This window comes from Rhizobium sp. CRRU65, assembly GCF_048551595.1.
Taxonomy (GTDB): domain Bacteria; phylum Pseudomonadota; class Alphaproteobacteria; order Rhizobiales; family Rhizobiaceae; genus Rhizobium; species Rhizobium leguminosarum_J.
This window is the reverse complement of sequence record NZ_JBLYZH010000014.1, coordinates 180,511-197,666: the sequence shown is the minus strand read 5'-3', so window position 1 is coordinate 197,666 and position 17,156 is coordinate 180,511. Positions and strand designations below refer to the sequence as shown.

At 61.6% G+C, this 17,156-nt stretch carries 11 protein-coding genes; 4 read left to right on the top strand and 7 right to left on the bottom strand.

The window, feature by feature from the left end; translation table 11 throughout:
- The first annotated feature begins 35 nt into the window (after positions 1 to 35).
- Entirely contained in the window at positions 36 to 662 is a 627-nt protein-coding gene (locus ACM5SV_RS25910; protein WP_222014853.1) for a DUF922 domain-containing Zn-dependent protease, read from the top strand.
- A 317-nt stretch (positions 663 to 979) separates the two neighbouring features.
- Here ACM5SV_RS25910 and ACM5SV_RS25905 read toward each other — a convergent pair whose 3' ends face one another.
- A complete protein-coding gene (locus tag ACM5SV_RS25905) occupies positions 980 to 1,300 on the bottom strand; it encodes a 2Fe-2S iron-sulfur cluster-binding protein (protein ID WP_003540151.1) in 321 nt (106 codons plus the stop codon).
- Positions 1,301 to 1,558: 258 nt separating this feature from the next.
- Complete coding sequence (locus ACM5SV_RS25900; protein ID WP_082229805.1) at positions 1,559 to 1,942, bottom strand: Hpt domain-containing protein; 384 nt, start codon at positions 1,940 to 1,942, stop codon at positions 1,559 to 1,561.
- Between the two features lie 460 nt (positions 1,943 to 2,402).
- Here ACM5SV_RS25900 and ACM5SV_RS25895 point away from each other — a divergent pair, with 460 nt between their 5' ends.
- Together ACM5SV_RS25895 and ACM5SV_RS25890 are read left to right on the top strand one after the other, a co-directional pair.
- Complete coding sequence (locus ACM5SV_RS25895; protein WP_222014856.1) at positions 2,403 to 9,398, top strand: hypothetical protein; 6,996 nt, start codon at positions 2,403 to 2,405, stop codon at positions 9,396 to 9,398.
- A 154-nt stretch (positions 9,399 to 9,552) separates the two neighbouring features.
- Positions 9,553 to 10,113, top strand: coding sequence for a cysteine hydrolase family protein (locus ACM5SV_RS25890; protein WP_113544992.1), 561 nt, complete (start codon positions 9,553 to 9,555; stop codon positions 10,111 to 10,113).
- 216 nt (positions 10,114 to 10,329) lie between these two features.
- Here the strand turns inward: ACM5SV_RS25890 and ACM5SV_RS25885 are convergent, their stop codons facing one another.
- Positions 10,330 to 11,688: a caspase family protein gene (locus ACM5SV_RS25885; RefSeq protein WP_222014859.1), complete on the bottom strand. Its 1,359-nt coding sequence runs from the start codon at positions 11,686 to 11,688 to the stop codon at positions 10,330 to 10,332.
- Positions 11,689 to 11,976: 288 nt separating this feature from the next.
- On the opposite strand from ACM5SV_RS25885, the gene ACM5SV_RS25880 reads away from it, so the two are divergent.
- Positions 11,977 to 12,852: a D-alanyl-D-alanine carboxypeptidase family protein gene (locus ACM5SV_RS25880; RefSeq protein ID WP_222014860.1), complete on the top strand. Its 876-nt coding sequence runs from the start codon at positions 11,977 to 11,979 to the stop codon at positions 12,850 to 12,852.
- Between the two features lie 41 nt (positions 12,853 to 12,893).
- Here ACM5SV_RS25880 and ACM5SV_RS25875 read toward each other — a convergent pair whose 3' ends face one another.
- The 4 genes from ACM5SV_RS25875 to ACM5SV_RS25860 form a co-directional block, all read right to left on the bottom strand.
- Complete coding sequence (locus ACM5SV_RS25875) at positions 12,894 to 14,147, bottom strand: sensor domain-containing diguanylate cyclase (protein WP_113544989.1); 1,254 nt, start codon at positions 14,145 to 14,147, stop codon at positions 12,894 to 12,896.
- Between the two features lie 147 nt (positions 14,148 to 14,294).
- Positions 14,295 to 14,906, bottom strand: coding sequence for an ABC-type transport auxiliary lipoprotein family protein (locus ACM5SV_RS25870; protein ID WP_128406504.1), 612 nt, complete (start codon positions 14,904 to 14,906; stop codon positions 14,295 to 14,297).
- A 24-nt stretch (positions 14,907 to 14,930) separates the two neighbouring features.
- A complete protein-coding gene (locus ACM5SV_RS25865; protein WP_029875480.1) occupies positions 14,931 to 16,301 on the bottom strand; it encodes an MlaD family protein in 1,371 nt (456 codons plus the stop codon).
- 9 nt (positions 16,302 to 16,310) lie between these two features.
- Positions 16,311 to 17,156 (bottom strand): ABC transporter ATP-binding protein, encoded by an 846-nt coding sequence (locus ACM5SV_RS25860; RefSeq protein WP_011652197.1) that lies wholly within the window; start codon positions 17,154 to 17,156, stop codon positions 16,311 to 16,313.

The following is a 17,156-nucleotide window of genomic DNA, read 5'->3' as shown; positions in this document are numbered from 1 at the left end:
AGCTCCCGTCGATTTCAACACGGGTTGCGTTCAGAATGCCGCTTGCAGTGCGTTATATGGTCCTTCCTATCGCCTTTTCCATTGCTCTTTCCCTCTGCAGCCCCGCGGCAGCCGAAGTGATCGCATCGAAAAGCTATTCCTATTTCGACATTCGAGGCAAAACCGCGGATGAGCTCGACCGCGAACTCAGCCGGCGCGGCCCGACGGCGAGCGGCTCCTCTGCGCGCCATCCCGGCGCCACGAAGATCCGCTTCGGCGGCGAGGCAACCTATATCCAGGATAACGGGCGCTGCCGGGTCGGCAACGTCAAGGTCACGGTCCACACCCAGATCATCCTGCCGCGCTGGAGCAGCCGCAAGGGCGCCAGCAAGGAGCTGTCGATGATCTGGAACGCGCTGTCGAGCGATATCAAGCGCCACGAGGAGCGCCATGCCGAGATCGCCCGCGATCAGGCACGCGCCATGGAGCGCGCCATCCGCTCGCTGCGGCAGCAGCGTAGCTGCGAAGTCATGCAGGAACTCGTCTCCGACGAATCAGCTCGCGGTATCGAGGAGCACGACCGACAGCAGGCACGATTCGACCGGGTCGAGGCGGTCAATTTTCAGAAGCGCATGCTGAGGCTGCTGAACAATCGAATCAACGGCCGAGCCGGCGCAAAATAAGGCTTTTCCAGTCGGGTTGCGAGCGGAAAACCTTAGCCGCGCAACGAAACTTGTGCGAAACTTGCACCCTCCCCAGCGATTGAATGGTCATTTTTCATCCTGGCAGACTCAACCGCAACGCGTTAATATGAACACATTCGAAAGTTCAGGTACGGCATCTGCACTTTCATCGCTGGGTTCTCCTGGCGCGTTCCGAAGCCGCGGATGTTCCTCCCTCATCCGTAGGTAATGCGCCCGCCTCGCCTCGCTCGCTCTAGCGCGCGAGGCGTCTTTTTTTGGTATCGAATTTTTCAACGACGTTTGAAGCGCAGCGCGCTTCAGGCCTGGCGTTCCGGCACGTGCACCACGAGCCCGTCATAGACAGCCTTCATCCGGATCTGACAGGACAGCCGCGAGGTCGGGCGCACATCGAAGGCGAAGTCGAGCATGTCCTCTTCCATCGCTTCGGGCTGGCCGACCTTTTCCGTCCACTCCTCGTCGACATAGACATGACAGGTCGCGCAGGCGCAGGCGCCGCCGCATTCGGCCTCGATGCCGGGCACCGAATTGCGCACGGCATTCTCCATCACGGTGGAGCCTTGGTCGACGTCGAGGTCGAAACGCGTGCCGTCGAAGGCGACGATGGTAAGTTTGGGCATCAGGACTATTTCCGGTCTTCAGGTGGGTGGGCGGATTTTCTTCCGATAATTCGACGCGTCAGTCAATATTGGGAAATCCCCCGCAGCCTCGCAGATCGAGCCTTCGCCCGCCGTCTTCAAAGCGTCATAAGGGGCGTCGCAAAAAGACCCGCGGTTCCGCAATGGAACAACGGGCTCGTTCGAACGCTATCTTACGTGGGTCCCAAAAGTGCGCAGCAGTTTTGGGACAACGACATGCATCAGATAAAAATTTAGAGATCAGCCGCGGCAGAGTTTCAGGATGAAATTCTCGGCGTCGATGACCGCAGCACCGAGCGCTGCCGTCGCGCCGGCATCGCCGCCGTTTTCCTCGACGGCTTCCGCTGTCTGCGACACGCGGAACGCGCCGACCGAGCTTGCCGCGCCCTTCAGCCGATGCGCGGCTGCGCCGATACGGATGGTTTCGCCGCTGGCAATATCCTGAAGGCATGCGCGAGCCTGGCGCGCAAACATCTGAAGGACCTCGATTTCCAGCGTCTTGTCACCCATCGTCTGCTTTGCGAGATGGACCAGATCGATCGGCCGGACCTTGGAGGGACAGGGTCCCTTTGCATTATCCGGCGCCTCGAATACGATGTTCAATGCTGCCATCTGGGCTGCCATTGCCAATTCTCCCGTCTCTGTCGTCCGCAGTTGCAACAGTTCTGCGTCAGGAGGGTGGCCATCACGTTAAATTCCGGCACATTCAGGGCGGAAATCTCGCCACATGGTTAACGTCCGTTAAATATCCCTAAATTATTGGTTTTTAAGCGGTGTCCAGGATTCAAAGATGTTAACAACGGGTTAACGGACCGTGAATCTCAAGCCTTCATTAATTGTGTGAAGAGCCCAGATGTGTCACTACGATACTGGTGGAGCGGGTTTATGGTACGCGCCTTTGCCGAGCGAGTGGATAATGGTAGTGTTTTGATACCTTCCGTTTGAAAAAGCGGCTATCTACTCTGAAATGACATGCTTATCCGTCCTTCGTTGGGATGGAAGGCTGGAACGGCAAAGTTGTTCCCGGTGGGCCGAAGCCCGGGGTGCGCGGTTGGGCCGGCTGACAGTAACGAGGCATACCCGAATGGCGAACAACAAATATAACGAGTCGATTGAGGACAAGGCGTTCAAAGCATTGGACGAGGCGCTCCAGATCGACTTCAGCAAGGATAACGTACCGTCTCGCCGCGGCGACGCGCCCCAGGCCCCGGAGGCTAATGTGTCTGATCCAGTAAATGCGCGTAACCAGCAGGCCCAGGAAGAAGCGCAGCGCCGCAGCCGCCGCGGTGCCGCCGGCGAGCAGGCTTCCAGGGCTCCGGCCTTCACGCCCGCCAACGATGCCAGCCGCAATACGCCCGCCTCGATCCTGAAATCCTTTGACGGCGCCTCCAGCCGCTCGGCGGTGCGCACTGCCACCCTGTTTTCCGTGCTTTGGGTCATGGCCGGCCTCGGCCTGATGTCGCTGCTTTATGCTCCGCAGATCTGGCAGATCCGCTCGCTCGCCGATCTCGTCGCCCTGCCCGGCGTCATCGCCGGCCTCGTCGGCATCATCATTCCGGTGATGATGTTCTATGCATTCGCCATCATGATCTCCCGCGCCCAGGACATGCGCAACGCCGCCCGCTCCATGGCAGAGGTGGCATTACGCCTGGCAGAGCCGGAAACCATCGCCTCCGAGCGCATCATGACGGTCGGCCAGGCCGTGCGCCGTGAGGTCTCGGCCATGAATGAAGGCATCGAGCGCACCATCGCGCGTGCCTCCGAGCTGGAAACGCTCGTCCATTCCGAAGTCAATGCGCTTGAACGTTCTTATGCCGACAACGAATTGCGTGTTCGCGGCCTGGTCCACGAGCTCGGCTCCGAGCGCGAGGCGATCGTCAACCATGCCGACCGTATCCGCACCTCGATCGGCAGCGTGCACGACCAGTTGAAGGAAGAGCTGTCGCTTGCGACCGAAGAGATCGCGGTGCGGCTTGCCACATCTGGCGAAGCCTTCGCCTCGCTGATCGATACACGCGCCGCCACGATCCTGGAAAAGTCGGACAGCGCCCTGCAGTCGATGGGCAGCCTGCTCGCTGCCAAGACCGATACCCTGCTGCAGACCCTGAACGCATCGGGTTTTGCGCTGGCCACCGAATTCGACAACCGCCTCGAAGCCCTCTCCGTCAATCTCAACGACCATGGCGAAAGGCTGCTCAGCCAGTTCGAGACGCGCGCCTCGACCATGGACAGCAGCACCGAAAAGCTGAATGCGGCGCTGAATGAGCGCACGCACCAGCTCAACGAGATCCTGATCGCCCGCACCCGCGAGATCAATGAGAGCCTGACGTCAGGCGAACGCACCATCGGCGGCACGCTTGACGACGTGTTGTCGAAGCTGAACAGCGCGCTCGATGAAAAGGGCGCAAGCTTCCGCCAGAGCCTGCAGACCACCGCCGACGATGCCGTCATGGATCTCGACGTGCGCTCCGGCTTCTTCGAGGAGCGGCTGCAGACGACCGTCGCCCAGCTGTCGACCGCCTTCGACGAACGCGTCTCCGAATTCACCAGCGCCTTCGACAAGCGCACCGGCTCGCTCGACACCAAGCTGATGGAGAGCCTCGCTCGTATCAACGAGACGCTGACCGGCGGCTCGGATTCGATCGACGGCATCCTGAATTCCGGTATCGACCGCCTTGGTTCGTCGATATCAGACCAGTCGCTGGCGCTCGCCACCGCCCTCGCCACCGGCCACGAAGTCCTGGAAAGCACGCTCGGCAGCCGCGCGGACGAAATCACCACAGCCCTCACCAGCCGCACCGGCGAACTGACCTCGGCGCTGCAGAGCGCTACGTCTGACATCGCGCTGACGCTCGCATCGGGCACCTCCGAGCTGCAGAACAACCTTCAGACACGCTCGGCCGAATTCCGCGACGCGCTGCGCACCACCACCACCGATCTGACGACTGCCGTTGCCGCTGGCACCGAACAGGTCACCTCTGCCTTCGGCGGTCGCGCCGAGGAGCTGAGCGGCGTGCTTACCGCCCGTGCGGCCGAAATCAGCGAGGCGCTCGGCACGGCCCACGGCCGTATCGACAGCGTCATGGCAGAGCGCGGCGGCGCATTGCTCGAGGCGCTCACCACCCATCACGGCCGCTTCGAGGAAGCGCTGACGACCCGCTCCGACGCCATCATCAATGCCGTCTCCGGCACCCATGACCGTCTTGCCGAGACGCTCGACGAAAAGGCGATGGCGCTCGCCATTTCCTTGAACGAGAGCCAGGCTCGCATCGAGGACACGCTCGAGACCCGCTCCGAGGCCTTCCTCAAAGCCGTGTCCGGCACGCATGATCGCCTGTCGGAAACGCTGGACAGCAAGGCGGCGGCCCTTACGACCTCGCTCGACGAGCGCCATGCCCGCATCGAGGATGCGCTTGGAACGCGCGCCGAGGCACTGCTGAACACTGTATCCGGCACGCGCGACCGTCTTGCCGAAACGCTCGACGAAAAGGCGATGGCGCTCGCCATTTCCTTGAACGAGGGCCAGGCCCGTATCGAGGATACGCTGGAAACCCGCTCCGCGGCGCTGCTGAACGCCGTCTCCGGCACCCATGATCGTCTCTCGGAGACTCTGGACGGCAAGGCGGCAGCTTTTGCCACCTCGCTCAGCGAAGGCCATGCCCGGATCGAGAATACGCTCGAAACCCGCTCCGCAGCGCTGCTGAACGCCGTCTCCAGCACCCATGATCGCCTCTCCGAGACGCTGGACGAAAAGGCGATGGCCCTCGCCATCTCGCTCAACGAAACCCAGACGCGTATCGAAGACACGCTGGAAACCCGCTCGGCAGCCCTGCTGAATGCGGTCTCCGGCACCCATGACCGCCTGTCCGAGACGCTGGACGAGAAGGCGATGACGCTCGCCATCTCGCTCAATGAGAGCCAGTCGCGGATCGAAGACACGCTGGAAGCACGCTCTGAAGCCTTCCTCAAGGCCGTGTCCGGCACGCACGACCGACTCTCGGAAACGCTCGACGAAAAGGCGACGGCGATCGCCGCCTCCCTGAACGAGGGCCAGAGCCGCCTGCAGGACACCCTGGAGAGCCGCTCGGAATCCTTACTCAATGCGGTCTCCGCCACTCACGACCGCCTGTCCGAGACACTCGACGATCGGGCGATGGCGCTTGCCATTTCGCTGAACGAGAGCCAGAGCCGTCTTGAGGAGACGCTGACAACAGGCGCCGAGGCGATCACCAATGCGGTTTCCGGCACGCATGTCGGCCTGAACGGAGTGCTCGACCAGAAGGCCGCCGCCCTCGCCGCCTCGCTAACCGAAGGACAGGCTCGCCTCGAGGAGGCCTTGGGCCACCGCACCGCCGCGATCATCGGCGCCGTAACGGCAACCCACGATCGGCTCACCGATACGCTCGATGAAAAGACCATGGCGCTCGCCATTTCGCTCGACGATAACCAGAGCCGCTTCGACAGTGTGCTCGAAGCCCGCAGCAACGCCATCATGGAGGCCGTCTCCGGTGCCGAAGCCCGAGTCGCCGGCGCCTTCTCCGACAAGACCGATGCAATCCGCACCGCCTATACTGACAATCAGCAGCGGCTCGAAAATGCGCTTTCTGAACATAGCGCCGCCCTCTCAGGCGTTCTCGATACCGGCGGCGCCCGCTTCGAGGATCTCGTCGGCGGCTTGACCGGCCGCATCGAAGGCCGTCTGACCGATGCACATACACGGCTCGGAGGCCTCGCCGACGAGGCCGCAGCGCGCATCGAGGGCGGGCTCGCCTCTGCCCATGAGCGCATCCGCACGACGCTCGAAGACCGCGCCAACGCCATCGATCTATCGCTGAACCAGGCCCATGCGCTGATCAGCGATACGCTGGCCGAACAGGCGACCAGCATCGGCACCTCGGTGGCGACAAGCGTCGGCATGCTCGAATTGTCGCTGGAGCACCGTGAAGCGGCGATCCGCCAGGCGATCGATGCCGGCGCCCAGACATTGGAAGATCGCATGCATGCCGGCGCCGGCCAGATCGCCGACCGCTTCCAGGAGGCGGCAAATGCGATTTCAAGCTCCACCCAGAATTTCTCCGCCCATCTCGATCGGTCGGTCGAAAGCCTGACGGGCCGTTTTGAAGAAACCGGATCGCGCGTGGAATCTGGTCTTGCAGCGATCGAGACGCGCATCCGCGATGGCGTCGGCGGCGTTGCCGAAAAGGTCGAAGCAGCCAGCGGCCAGCTGTCCGGCGTGCTTGCCGACGGCGTCTCGCGTATCGGCGCGCTCAGCGACCATGCCACGCAGCGCATCTCGGCGACGCTCGAAGGCAGTGCTGCAAACCTCACTCAGGCGATCGACAGCCGCACCGCCAATCTGGCCGAGACGCTGGACAGCCGCACCACCAGCCTGACGGGCGCCATCGAGGATCGCACCGCGAGCCTGGGCGAAACCCTCGACCGCGGCAACGAACGCATAGAGGATCGCCTCTCCACAATGGACCGTGCGTTGACCGTCGGCCTCGATGCCGTCAACCGTACCATCGAAGGCAAGGCCGCCGGTCTCGCCTCGACGCTGCGCAGTGCGGTTGCCGACGCGGCTCAGGGAATGGAAGGCGAAGCGACGAGAACCACCGAACTGCTTGGCAAGACTGGCCAGCAATTCGCCGAGGATCTCAATGCGAAAAGCGACGAATTCACCCGCACCATGGATGAGCGCTCTTCACAGATCGTCACCCGTGTCGCCGAAGCTCAGAACCGGCTGGCAAGCCAGGCCGCTGCCGTTGCCCAGACCTTCTCGGAAGCCGGAAACGCCATCGTCAACAAGGTCGCAGAGGCCGAGACCATCGTCGGCACGCAGGTCAATGCCATCTCCAAGGTACTGTCGGATGCCGGCCAGTCCCTGGAGACACGCGGCAATGCCATCCGCTCGACCCTGTTTGGCGCCGGCACCGAGATTTCCGCCACCATGGCGGATGTCGACCGGGCGCTCGAAGCCCGCAGCAGCGCCCTTCGCACCAACCTCGAAGAGCGTGCCCGCGAGATCGATACGACGTTCTCCGAAATCGACCGGGCGCTCGAAGCGCGCGGCAACTCGATCCGCTCGACGCTCGAAGAGCGCACCCGCGACCTCAACTCGATGCTATCAGGCCGTTCGGTCGAATTGACACGCATCCTCGACGAAACGGCCCGCCCGATCATCGACCGCTACACCGATGCCGGTGAGCAGGCCGCCGCCCGCATCACCGCCGCGGCCAACCTCAGCGCCGACCGCCTGCGCACCGAAAACGAAGCGCTCGCCAGCGCCGTTGCCGCCCGCACCGAGAATGTCGCCAATGCCGTCAGCGCCATCGAGAACAGCCTGGTCGGCAACGTCAACGGCCTCGTCGAGCGCATGTCGGAAAGCAGCGCGGCGATGGCGATGATGATGAACCGCGCCGCCGAGCAACTGACCAGCGTCGACGGTCGTCTCGGCGATACCACCACGCGCTTTGCCGACTCCGCCACCAAGGCCGCTGAAATGGTCTCCGCCTCGACCAGGCTTCTCGAAGGCAAGGTCGACCGCCTCTCCGACATTTCGGGCCAGACGCTGGCACAGGTCGGCGGCATCATCGGCCGCTTCGACGAACACTCCAAGGTTCTGACCCAGGCTTCGCAGCTTCTCGGCGCCGCCCAGTCCAACCTCGCCTCGACGCTCGAGGAACGCGAGAGCGCGCTGCAGACGCTCTCGGTCGGCCTCGTCTCGCGCTCGGCCGAGATCGAAAAGACCATGCAAGGCCTCGGCAGCATGATCGAGACCGTGTTCGAGCGGGCAGAGCAACGCTCCAACCAGGTTACCGGCAATTTGCGCCAGGGCGTGCAGTCCTCCTTCGCCGATATCGGCCGCATTCTCACCGAAACCGAGAAGCGTGCCCAGGAAGCGGCAGAGACGATGCGCGAGGCGATCACCCGCGCCGGCGACGAGGCCAATACGACGATCGACGGCACCTTCGCCAATGTCGAGCGCCGCTCCGGCGATCTCTCCAATCGCATTCGCGGCGGTCTCACCGCCTCGCTGTCGGAAGTCGATCGCATGCTCGGCGAAGCTGGCCGCGCCTCAGACGGTGCCGCCCAGCACATGCGGGAAGCGCTGCGCGAGGCGATCGATGATGCCGTCGGCCGCTTCTCCGGCGCCACCGAGGATATCCGTCGCTCTGCGGCCGACATCCGCAACGAGCTTGACGCCACCCGCGCCGAACTGAAGCGCGGCGCCTTCGATCTTCCCGAGGAAGCCAAGGAAAGCGCCTCGGCCATGCGCCGGGCCGTCGCCGAGCAGATCAAGGCGCTGCAGGATATCTCCCAGCTGGTCGGCCGCTCCAGCCAGCAGCTCGAGATCTCCGAGCCCGTCGCCCGCACACTCGCTCAGGTGCAGCCGGCCCCGCGTCCTGCCCAGCCGGTCGCAGCCCAGCCGCCGCAGCCGGCAGCACCGCCGCCGATCGAAGCGACAGGTCTGCGCGGAGCGATCGCACCATCTGCGCCGACTGCCGCCCCCCAGCGCGCCGCGCCGCAGCCTGCCCCCGCTCGCCAGGAAACAGGCCGCCCGGAAACAGGTCGCCAAGAGCCGGCTCGTCCGGAAAGCGGCGGCTGGATCAGCGATCTCCTGCGTGGCGCATCGCGTGAGGACGCCGCCGACGAGGCCGCGGCCGCCCGTGTTCCTGCCCGCCCGGCGGAAACTGCCGCGCCGGCCGCGCGCAGCAACGACAGCCGCAATCCGCGCCACGTCGTCGAATCGCTGAACTCGCTCTCGGTCGATATCGCCCGCGCTATCGACCACGACGCCTCGGTCGATCTCTGGCGCCGTTACCAGCGCGGCGAGCGCGACGTCTTCACCCGTCGCCTCTACACGCTGAAGGGCCAGCAGACCTTCGACGAGATCAAGCGCAAATACGACCGCGAACCGGAGTTCCGCACCGCCGTCGACCGCTACATCGGTGATTTCGAAAAGCTGCTCGCCGACGTCGCCCGCACCGACCCGAACCGCACGGTGACGCAGTCCTACCTCACCTCGGATACGGGCAAGGTCTACACCATGCTCGCCCATGCAGCAGGCAGGCTCGGCTGAGCCTGACCGACTGACGGATACCTTCGATTGGAAAGCCGCCTGAACACATGTCAGGCGGCTTTCGTTCTATAATGCGGGTGTGACCAGACCTCTCTGCGGACATGTGAAAGCAACAACCGAAGCCCGCCACCCAGCCACGGAAACCGCTCCCGAAATGACCAAGGCCTTTCTGATCATCGACGTGCAGAATGCTATTCTCTCAGGAAAAGCCTCGCCGGATCGGCAGCCTCGTATCGATGCCGCGCTCGACGAGACCGTCGCACGGTTGGCAGCGCTACAGGAAAAAGCCAGGCAGGCGGGCGTGCCGATCGTGCTCGTTCAGCATGACGGCGGCGACGGCCATCGATTGGCTGTCGGCACGCCAGGCTGGGCGCTGCGCGAGGAGATCGCGCCGGGACAAGGCGAGATCGTCGTCAGCAAGAAAAGCGCCGACTCCTTCTTCGAAACCGATCTTGCCGAACGCCTAGACGAACGCGCAATCACCCACCTCATCGTCGGCGGCTGCATGTCGCAATTCTGCGTCGATACGACAGTCAGGCGGGCCGTATCGCTCGGATATGACGTGACGCTGGTCGCCGATGGCCACATGACCGGCGATACGGCAACCCTCACCTTCTCAGAGATCATCGCCCATCACAATGAAACGCTTGACGGTTTCGACGCAGGCAAGGCGACAGTAGAAATCCGCCCCGCCGCCGACATCGCCTTCTCATAAAGTTTTTCAGGCAGCACGAAAACCGGGACCATCAAGCGGCTCCGGTTAGACTGTGACATTTGCGACATACCGGGGGCGGTCCCTCGAATAGAGGATGTTCTCGAAGCGGATCACACCCTTTGCGCGGCCGAGGCGCATCACTGGAGTATTACCGTTCTTGCCCCGCCAATGTAACTGAGTAGGTGCGGAGGAGAGGCAATTGATGCCGCGATCTTTCTATTGAGCATTGCCGCCATCAGTCCGGGCCAGATCATCTGACGCCCAAGCCTGAATTGCCTGATTGAACACACGCTCACCGCCCTCGCCCTTTTCAAGCGTCAGCAGCGCTCGTGTGCCGTTCTGATAAAAGATCGGCAAATCAATCCATCGGCGTTTACCAAGCAATTCGATGTTTTTGGCGCGAGCATCAGGCAAACCATTGAGCGCCAGCATATAGAGAGTGTCAGTGACCTTGCCGGCCACGGCTATCAACATGTCACCGCGAGCGCCTTCCGTGGTCTTCATCGACATGCTCGTCCAACTATTAATTCCACCTCCTTCAAATCCTGCCGCGATCTGAAACGATAGTTCGAAGAGATGGCTCGCAGCGATCGATAGATCCGTGTTTCTTTCCAGCGTCAGTACAGCCGTCAGGTTACGCTGCGGAATTTCCATGTGGCCCCGCACGACTGGATCGGAGTGGCCCTTGGCGTCAGTCCGCATATCGATTGACCAAGTCACCGAGCCAGCCAGTGCCGTCGGCTCCGGCATTCCAACTCTCTCCTCATAGAGAACCATTTGAGCTTTGGTAGCCGGAAAATTGGTGGCGGAGGGTGGGCTGAGATAGACAGGTTCCTCGGGCAAGCTGGAATATTCGAACGGTGTCTGCTGGCCATCGGTTTTATTTCGGACATAGGCAGAGACGCGTCTGAAAAGAAAATTCACCTCAAGCCCGGGCATCTCCAGGAACTTCAGCAGGCCCTCGGTATAGGGGCTGTGATCGGAATCGACGCCATTTGCAGTGGCGCCCGCCTCCGCCGAATAGCTGACGAGCAAATTCGGCGTTGGTTCGATCCCCGCAAGCCCTCGTCCGATGGAACGGCTGGCTCCGTTTGGCTTCATTTTCAGCACAAAGGGATTCTTGCGGTATACGTCGAGAAGGACGATGCGAAGACCTTTGACGCTGCGAACAGCATCCAGAACGTTGTCCAACGTCACGGTTTCCGGGGTGGCCTGCGCATCTGTGCTTAAAGTGGCATCCGTCGGAATGAGATAGTTGGAGCCGTTAAGCTCCATTCCGTGTCCGGCGTAGAATACCACGGCGATATCTGCCCCGGCCGCAACATCGGAAAACGTCGACAGAGCGGAATCGAATTCAACCTTTGTCGCATCATGAACGACCGTCACCTCGAAACCCATTCGCCGAAGCGCTGCGCCGATAGCAGTCGCGTCATTTCCGGGGTTCCGAATCTTTTCGACCTGGCTATAGGCCGAGTTGCCAATCACCAGCGCAACGCGTCCAGATGACGCAAGGCTGGAAAGAGCAGAGAAGATGAGCACACATAGGCCAACGACCAAAACCATTGCCGAGCGCATCATAGAAATCCCACCTCACGCAGCGTAATGCTGTCTTCCAGCGCCTTAGATCGAAATGAGCGTGGCCGCAAGGATTGTGCGAGATCCGACGCGTCATTCCCCGCTGCAGGCCGAAAGCCGCTCGACGTCGGCAAGGCCAAAGCCTGACATGGTGAGACAAAAGGAATCAGCTGTGGATGACCCTTTTTTATTGCCCCCTGTCCTTCATTCCGTCACAAACTTTTCTGATCCGCTCACACTAAGCGAATGGCTCACTCCACCATCCAAACGATAGAGACAGCAACATTGATGACCAAGACGACATCCAGGCTCGTTGCCACCGCGCTCTCTTCCTTTTTCCTGATGGGCGCTTTCACTCAGGTTCAGGCAGGCCAGGCAAGCTTCGTCGTGGATGCCCAGTCCGGCCAGGTCCTCGAAGGTTCCAATCAGGACGATCTGAACTATCCGGCGTCGCTGACCAAGATAATGACGCTCTATCTCGCCTTCGAAGCCCTGCATGACGGACGCCTCAACTGGGACCAGAAGCTCACCATGTCGGAAAATGCCGAGAGCAAGGAGCCCTTCAAGCTCGCTGTCGGCGCCGGCCGCAAGGTGACGCTGCGCGAAGCGGTCGAAGGAATTGTCGTGCTCTCTGCCAATGATGCGGCTGTGGCGATCGCTGAACAGCTTGGCGGCTCCGAACAGGTTTTCGCCAAGGCGATGACCGACAAGGCACACCAGCTCGGTATGAAGGATACGGTCTTCAAAAATCCGTCGGGCCTTCCCGATCCGGAGCAGGTCACCACGGCGCGGGACATGGCGACACTCGGCGTTTCGCTGATGCGGGACTTCCCCGAAGAGTTCAAGCTCTTCTCCATGCGCGGCTTCCAGTTCCGCGGCATGAAGCTGCGCGGCCACAACAACCTCATGTATCGCTATGACGGCGTCGACGGCATCAAGACCGGCTATACCGATGCATCGGGCTACAATGTCGTGACCTCGGCGCTGAAGGATGGCCGCCGCGTGGTCGGCGTCGTCATGGGCGAAAAGACTGCGAGCATACGCGACGACAAAATGGCAAGCTTGCTGGACAGCACCCTGTCGCCGTCATCGACCGCCACAGCTTCTACGACACCGGGCAGCCAGCCGGGAGCGACGATGACGGATTCGCAGCCGACCAAATAGGCCCGATGAGCAGAGACCTGCCGGCAGGTTTCGCTGCCGAGTTATCTGAAAGCGACTTCCAGATGCTGCCGGTCTTGCGCGATCACCCTGCAATTCGTTTCGAAACCTTCGCCTTTGATGGCCAGGACGAATTCCGAAGGAATGCCTGATGTATTGGAGACTGAGATGCCGGCGCTCTCCGATCCAATGGATTTGACGGTGCAGTCGATGGTCGAACGCCGATCGTTGAACAGGATCGAACCCGCCTTCAGCACCCGCCGTCGAGCCCCAATGGCGTGATCGGCGTGGATGGAGCTCCACGACACGCAACGATTCCGCCCGCCATGCTTGGCCTGATACATCGCCGCATCCGCTTGAGCCAGCAGGGTCTCGATCTCTTTGCTAACGATCGAGAGCGCCGAAGTTCCGAAGCTGGCGGTAACGGTCAGAGCGCCATGATCGCCGCGAATGGTCTCGGAGGCGATGGAGGCTCTGAGTTTCTCGGCGACCGCGGCAGCACCTTCCCGATCGACATGCGGCAGGATGACGGCAAATTCCTCGCCGCCGAGGCGGCCGAAAAGATCGCCGGCGCGCAGGGTCGCCTTGCAGGCCGATGCGACCGCCTTGAGGACCTCGTCTCCTGCGGCATGTCCGTGCGTATCGTTCACCTTCTTGAAATGATCGATATCGAAGACGATGCATGAGAGGTCGTGCTTGTGCCGCAGAGCGAGCGAAATGAGCTGATCGGCCTCCTGCTTGAAGGCACGCCGCGTCATCGCCTCGGTGAGGCTGTCGATCGCGGCCGACTGCATGAGCTCGATGCGGTCCATCGCGGCGCCTGCCAGCTCCTCGAGAATGCCGAGATCTCTGTTACCGAACGATCGTGGCCTGCGGTCGATCGCGCAAACCGTTCCGATCATGTGCCCGGCTTTTGTTTTCAACGGCACGCCGGCATAAAAACGGATATGGTTCTCGCCCGTCACCGCAGGATGTTGTGAAAACCGCGGGTCCTTGGTGGCGTCTTGCACGACAACAGGCTTTTCACAGTCCACGACATAGCGGCAGAACGTGTCTTCGCGCGACACCTCGTCGCCCGCGAGGCCCGAGCAAGCCTTATACCATTGCCGATGCGCATCGATCAGCGACACGATGCCGATGTCGATGGAATAGATCTCCTTTATCAGGCGTACGATCCGCTCGAAGCCCTCGTCCCTCGGAGTGTCGAGGATATCGAGCTGCTGCAACACAGCTAGGCGATCATTTTCGCGCTGGATCGCCTCCGATGACGATTTCCCGAAGACCCGTGCAACCACCATGCAGCATTCCTCCTGAAAGGGACTGTATGATGCGTTCCATAAATTCGTGAAGAAATTGAATACGATGACGACCCCTATGCCATGGGATCAAATATTTTTCACAATCGACAACCCCCGATATTCAAGGGGCGGCCTCGAAATTCCAGTTCAAATTGAGCGCAGCGTCCAGCTGACGATCTCGGAGGCGACCGTGGAGAAGGCGCGGTCGAGGCCTTTGACGAAGCCGTCATTGTCGCCGCCGGACGGCGCCAAGGCGCGGAACACCTTCTGGGCGCGCACCGAACCATTGCGATCGTTGAGGATCTTGGCGGAGATCTCGACCACCGCCTGGTTGCCGTTCGAAGCATCGATCTCGAAGGAGCGGATATCGGTGACGATCTGGTAGTCGATCGCCAGCCCCTGCCCCGGCATGCCGACGCCGCCGAGCTTGCCCGAGTTCTCGAAGGCTTCCACCAGCTTGGACTGCACTATGCGCGGCAGCTTGTCGCCCCACTGCGCCTTTGAGAGATACTGGATTTCCGAAGGCGAAACACGGATGACGATCTGCTCGCTGTCGAGCGACCTTAGCGCCGTCGGGCTGGCGATCAGGATCTGGCGGGATTTGGCCGCGGGCCCGCTGCCATCGACGGCGGCGGGCAGGTCATAGGTGTCGTTCTTGGCCGCGGTGCCGCACCCCGAAAGGATCAGCGCCGTCAGCGGCAGCGCGATCACCGTTCCCCTGATCCGAGAACGGCGCGACAACAGATGCGATGCGACCATATTAGGCTACCCCTGATTTCCCAGTTAACGCCGCGTCCGGCCGTCATATTGCTTCACCGTGTCCCCGCCGAAGATCAGACGTTGCGGATTGCGGTCGAAGTTGGTGATCGTATCGTTCAGATTGCTCACGGTCCCGCGCATGTCGTTGACGAGAGTCTGCACGTCGCGCAAGCCGCCGCTCGAGAATTTCTGCAGATTGTCGGCGATCGGCCCGATCCGCGAATTCAGGTTGTCGGCGACCTTCTTGAAGGATTCCAGCGTATTGCGCGCTTCAGTGAACAGCGATTGCGTATTGTCGGTGCCGAGCAGCGCATCGACCTTGATGAGAATGCCGTCGATGCGGGTCGAGGCCGAATTCAGCTTGTTGGAAAGCTGCGACACGTCCTGGATCGTCTGGTCGATATCTTTCTGACGCGCCGAAACCGTGTTGGCGACCTCGCGGATCGAGGCGACGGCGGCGCGCGCATCCTTGGTCGCCTGCGCGATATCGTCGACAGAGCCCTTCACCTTCGCCGGGTCGATCTGGGCAACGAGCGTATCGACGCGATCGAGTGTCGCCTGCGCCTGTTTGCCGAAATCGTTGAAGGTGGTGGCGGTCTGGTCGAACTTCTGGATCGCACCCTTGAGGTCGCCCGAGGCATCGGCGACATTGGCGGTAATCTTCTCGGCATTGGAGACGATGTTGTCGATCTTCTGCGCATCGACCGCCTTGACCAGCGATTCGACGGCTTGAAGCGTCGAATCGACACGACCGGAGACCGCCTTCACCGTATTGGAGAGCTCACCCACGCTCTGCAGGAAGGCGTCGATATTGCCGGAATTCTTGGCAAGTGCATCGGAGAACGTCTCGGCATTCTTGAAAGTCTCGGTCAGCGGCCCACGCGAATCTTCGATGAAACCCTGAAGTTCGCCGACCGCGTCATTAGCGCGATCGAGGATCTTGTCTGCGGTCGCCAGGAGATTGGTGACGCTCGACTGGTCGGCGACGATGACGGCGCGTTTGCCGTTGTCGATCGCATGCTGGAGGATGCTTTCCTCGCCCTTGCGGCCGCCTGAGAGTTCGATATAGGCAGCCCCGGTCAAGCCCTGGATTTCGAGGGCGGCCTTGGTAGAGGGGTAGATCGGCGCATCGGTGCGCACCTGGGTGAACGCCAGCGAATATTGCGGATCGTCGGCATCGATCGACAGCGTCTGCACCGAGCCGATCTGGATACCGTTGAAGCGCACCGGCGAGCCGACGCTGAGGCCGTTGGCCGAACCCGGAATACGAACGATCAGTTCCGTCATAGGGCCGCCGCGGCCATATTCGGCCATCCAGTAGACGAAGCCGAAGGCAGCCGCGATCACCAGCACCGTGAAAAAACCGACAATCGTGTAATTGGCTTTGGTTTCCATCTTATCCGGTCACTTTCCGCTGCTGTCGTGCCGCGCGGCAGCATCGTTCTGCGGCACAATCGACCGCGCGCGTTTGCCCTTGAAATAGGCCTGCACCCACGGATCGTCATAGGCCAGCATGTCGTCGATCGTGCCTTCCACCATTACTCGCTTCTTTCCGAGCACGGCAATACGGTCGCAGACCGAAAATAGGCTGTCGAGGTCGTGCGTGACCATATACACGGTCAATCCCAGACTATCGCGCAGGTTGGCGATCAGTTCGTCGAATTCGGCCGCACCGATCGGGTCGAGGCCGGAGGTCGGTTCGTCCAGGAAAACGAGTTCCGGATCGAGTGACAGTGCGCGGGCAAGGGCTGCGCGCTTGATCATGCCGCCGGACAGTTCGGATGGATATTTGTCGGCGGCATCGGCTGCAAGACCGACCATACGGATCTTCAGATGCGCCAGCTCATCCATCAGCGAGGTCGGCAGGTCGAGATACTCGCGCATCGGCACCTGGATGTTCTCCTTGACCGTCAGCGACGAGAACAGCGCCCCCTGCTGGAACAGTACGCCGAGCCGCATGTCGAGCGCGTTGCGTTGTGGTTCGTCGAGCTCGTCGAAATCCTGGCCGAGGATCTTGATCGTGCCTGAGCGGCGCGGCAGCAGCCGGAGCACCGTACGCATCAGCACCGATTTACCCGTGCCCGACGCGCCGACGAATCCGAGGATCTCGCCGCGGTAGATATTGAGGTTCAGATTGTCGAGCACGACCTTGGAGCCGAAGCCGACGGTGACGTCGCGCGCCGACAGCACGATGTCCCTTTCGTCCTTGTCTTCCATATCGATCGGTTTCTCGTCCACGCGGTCCGCCAT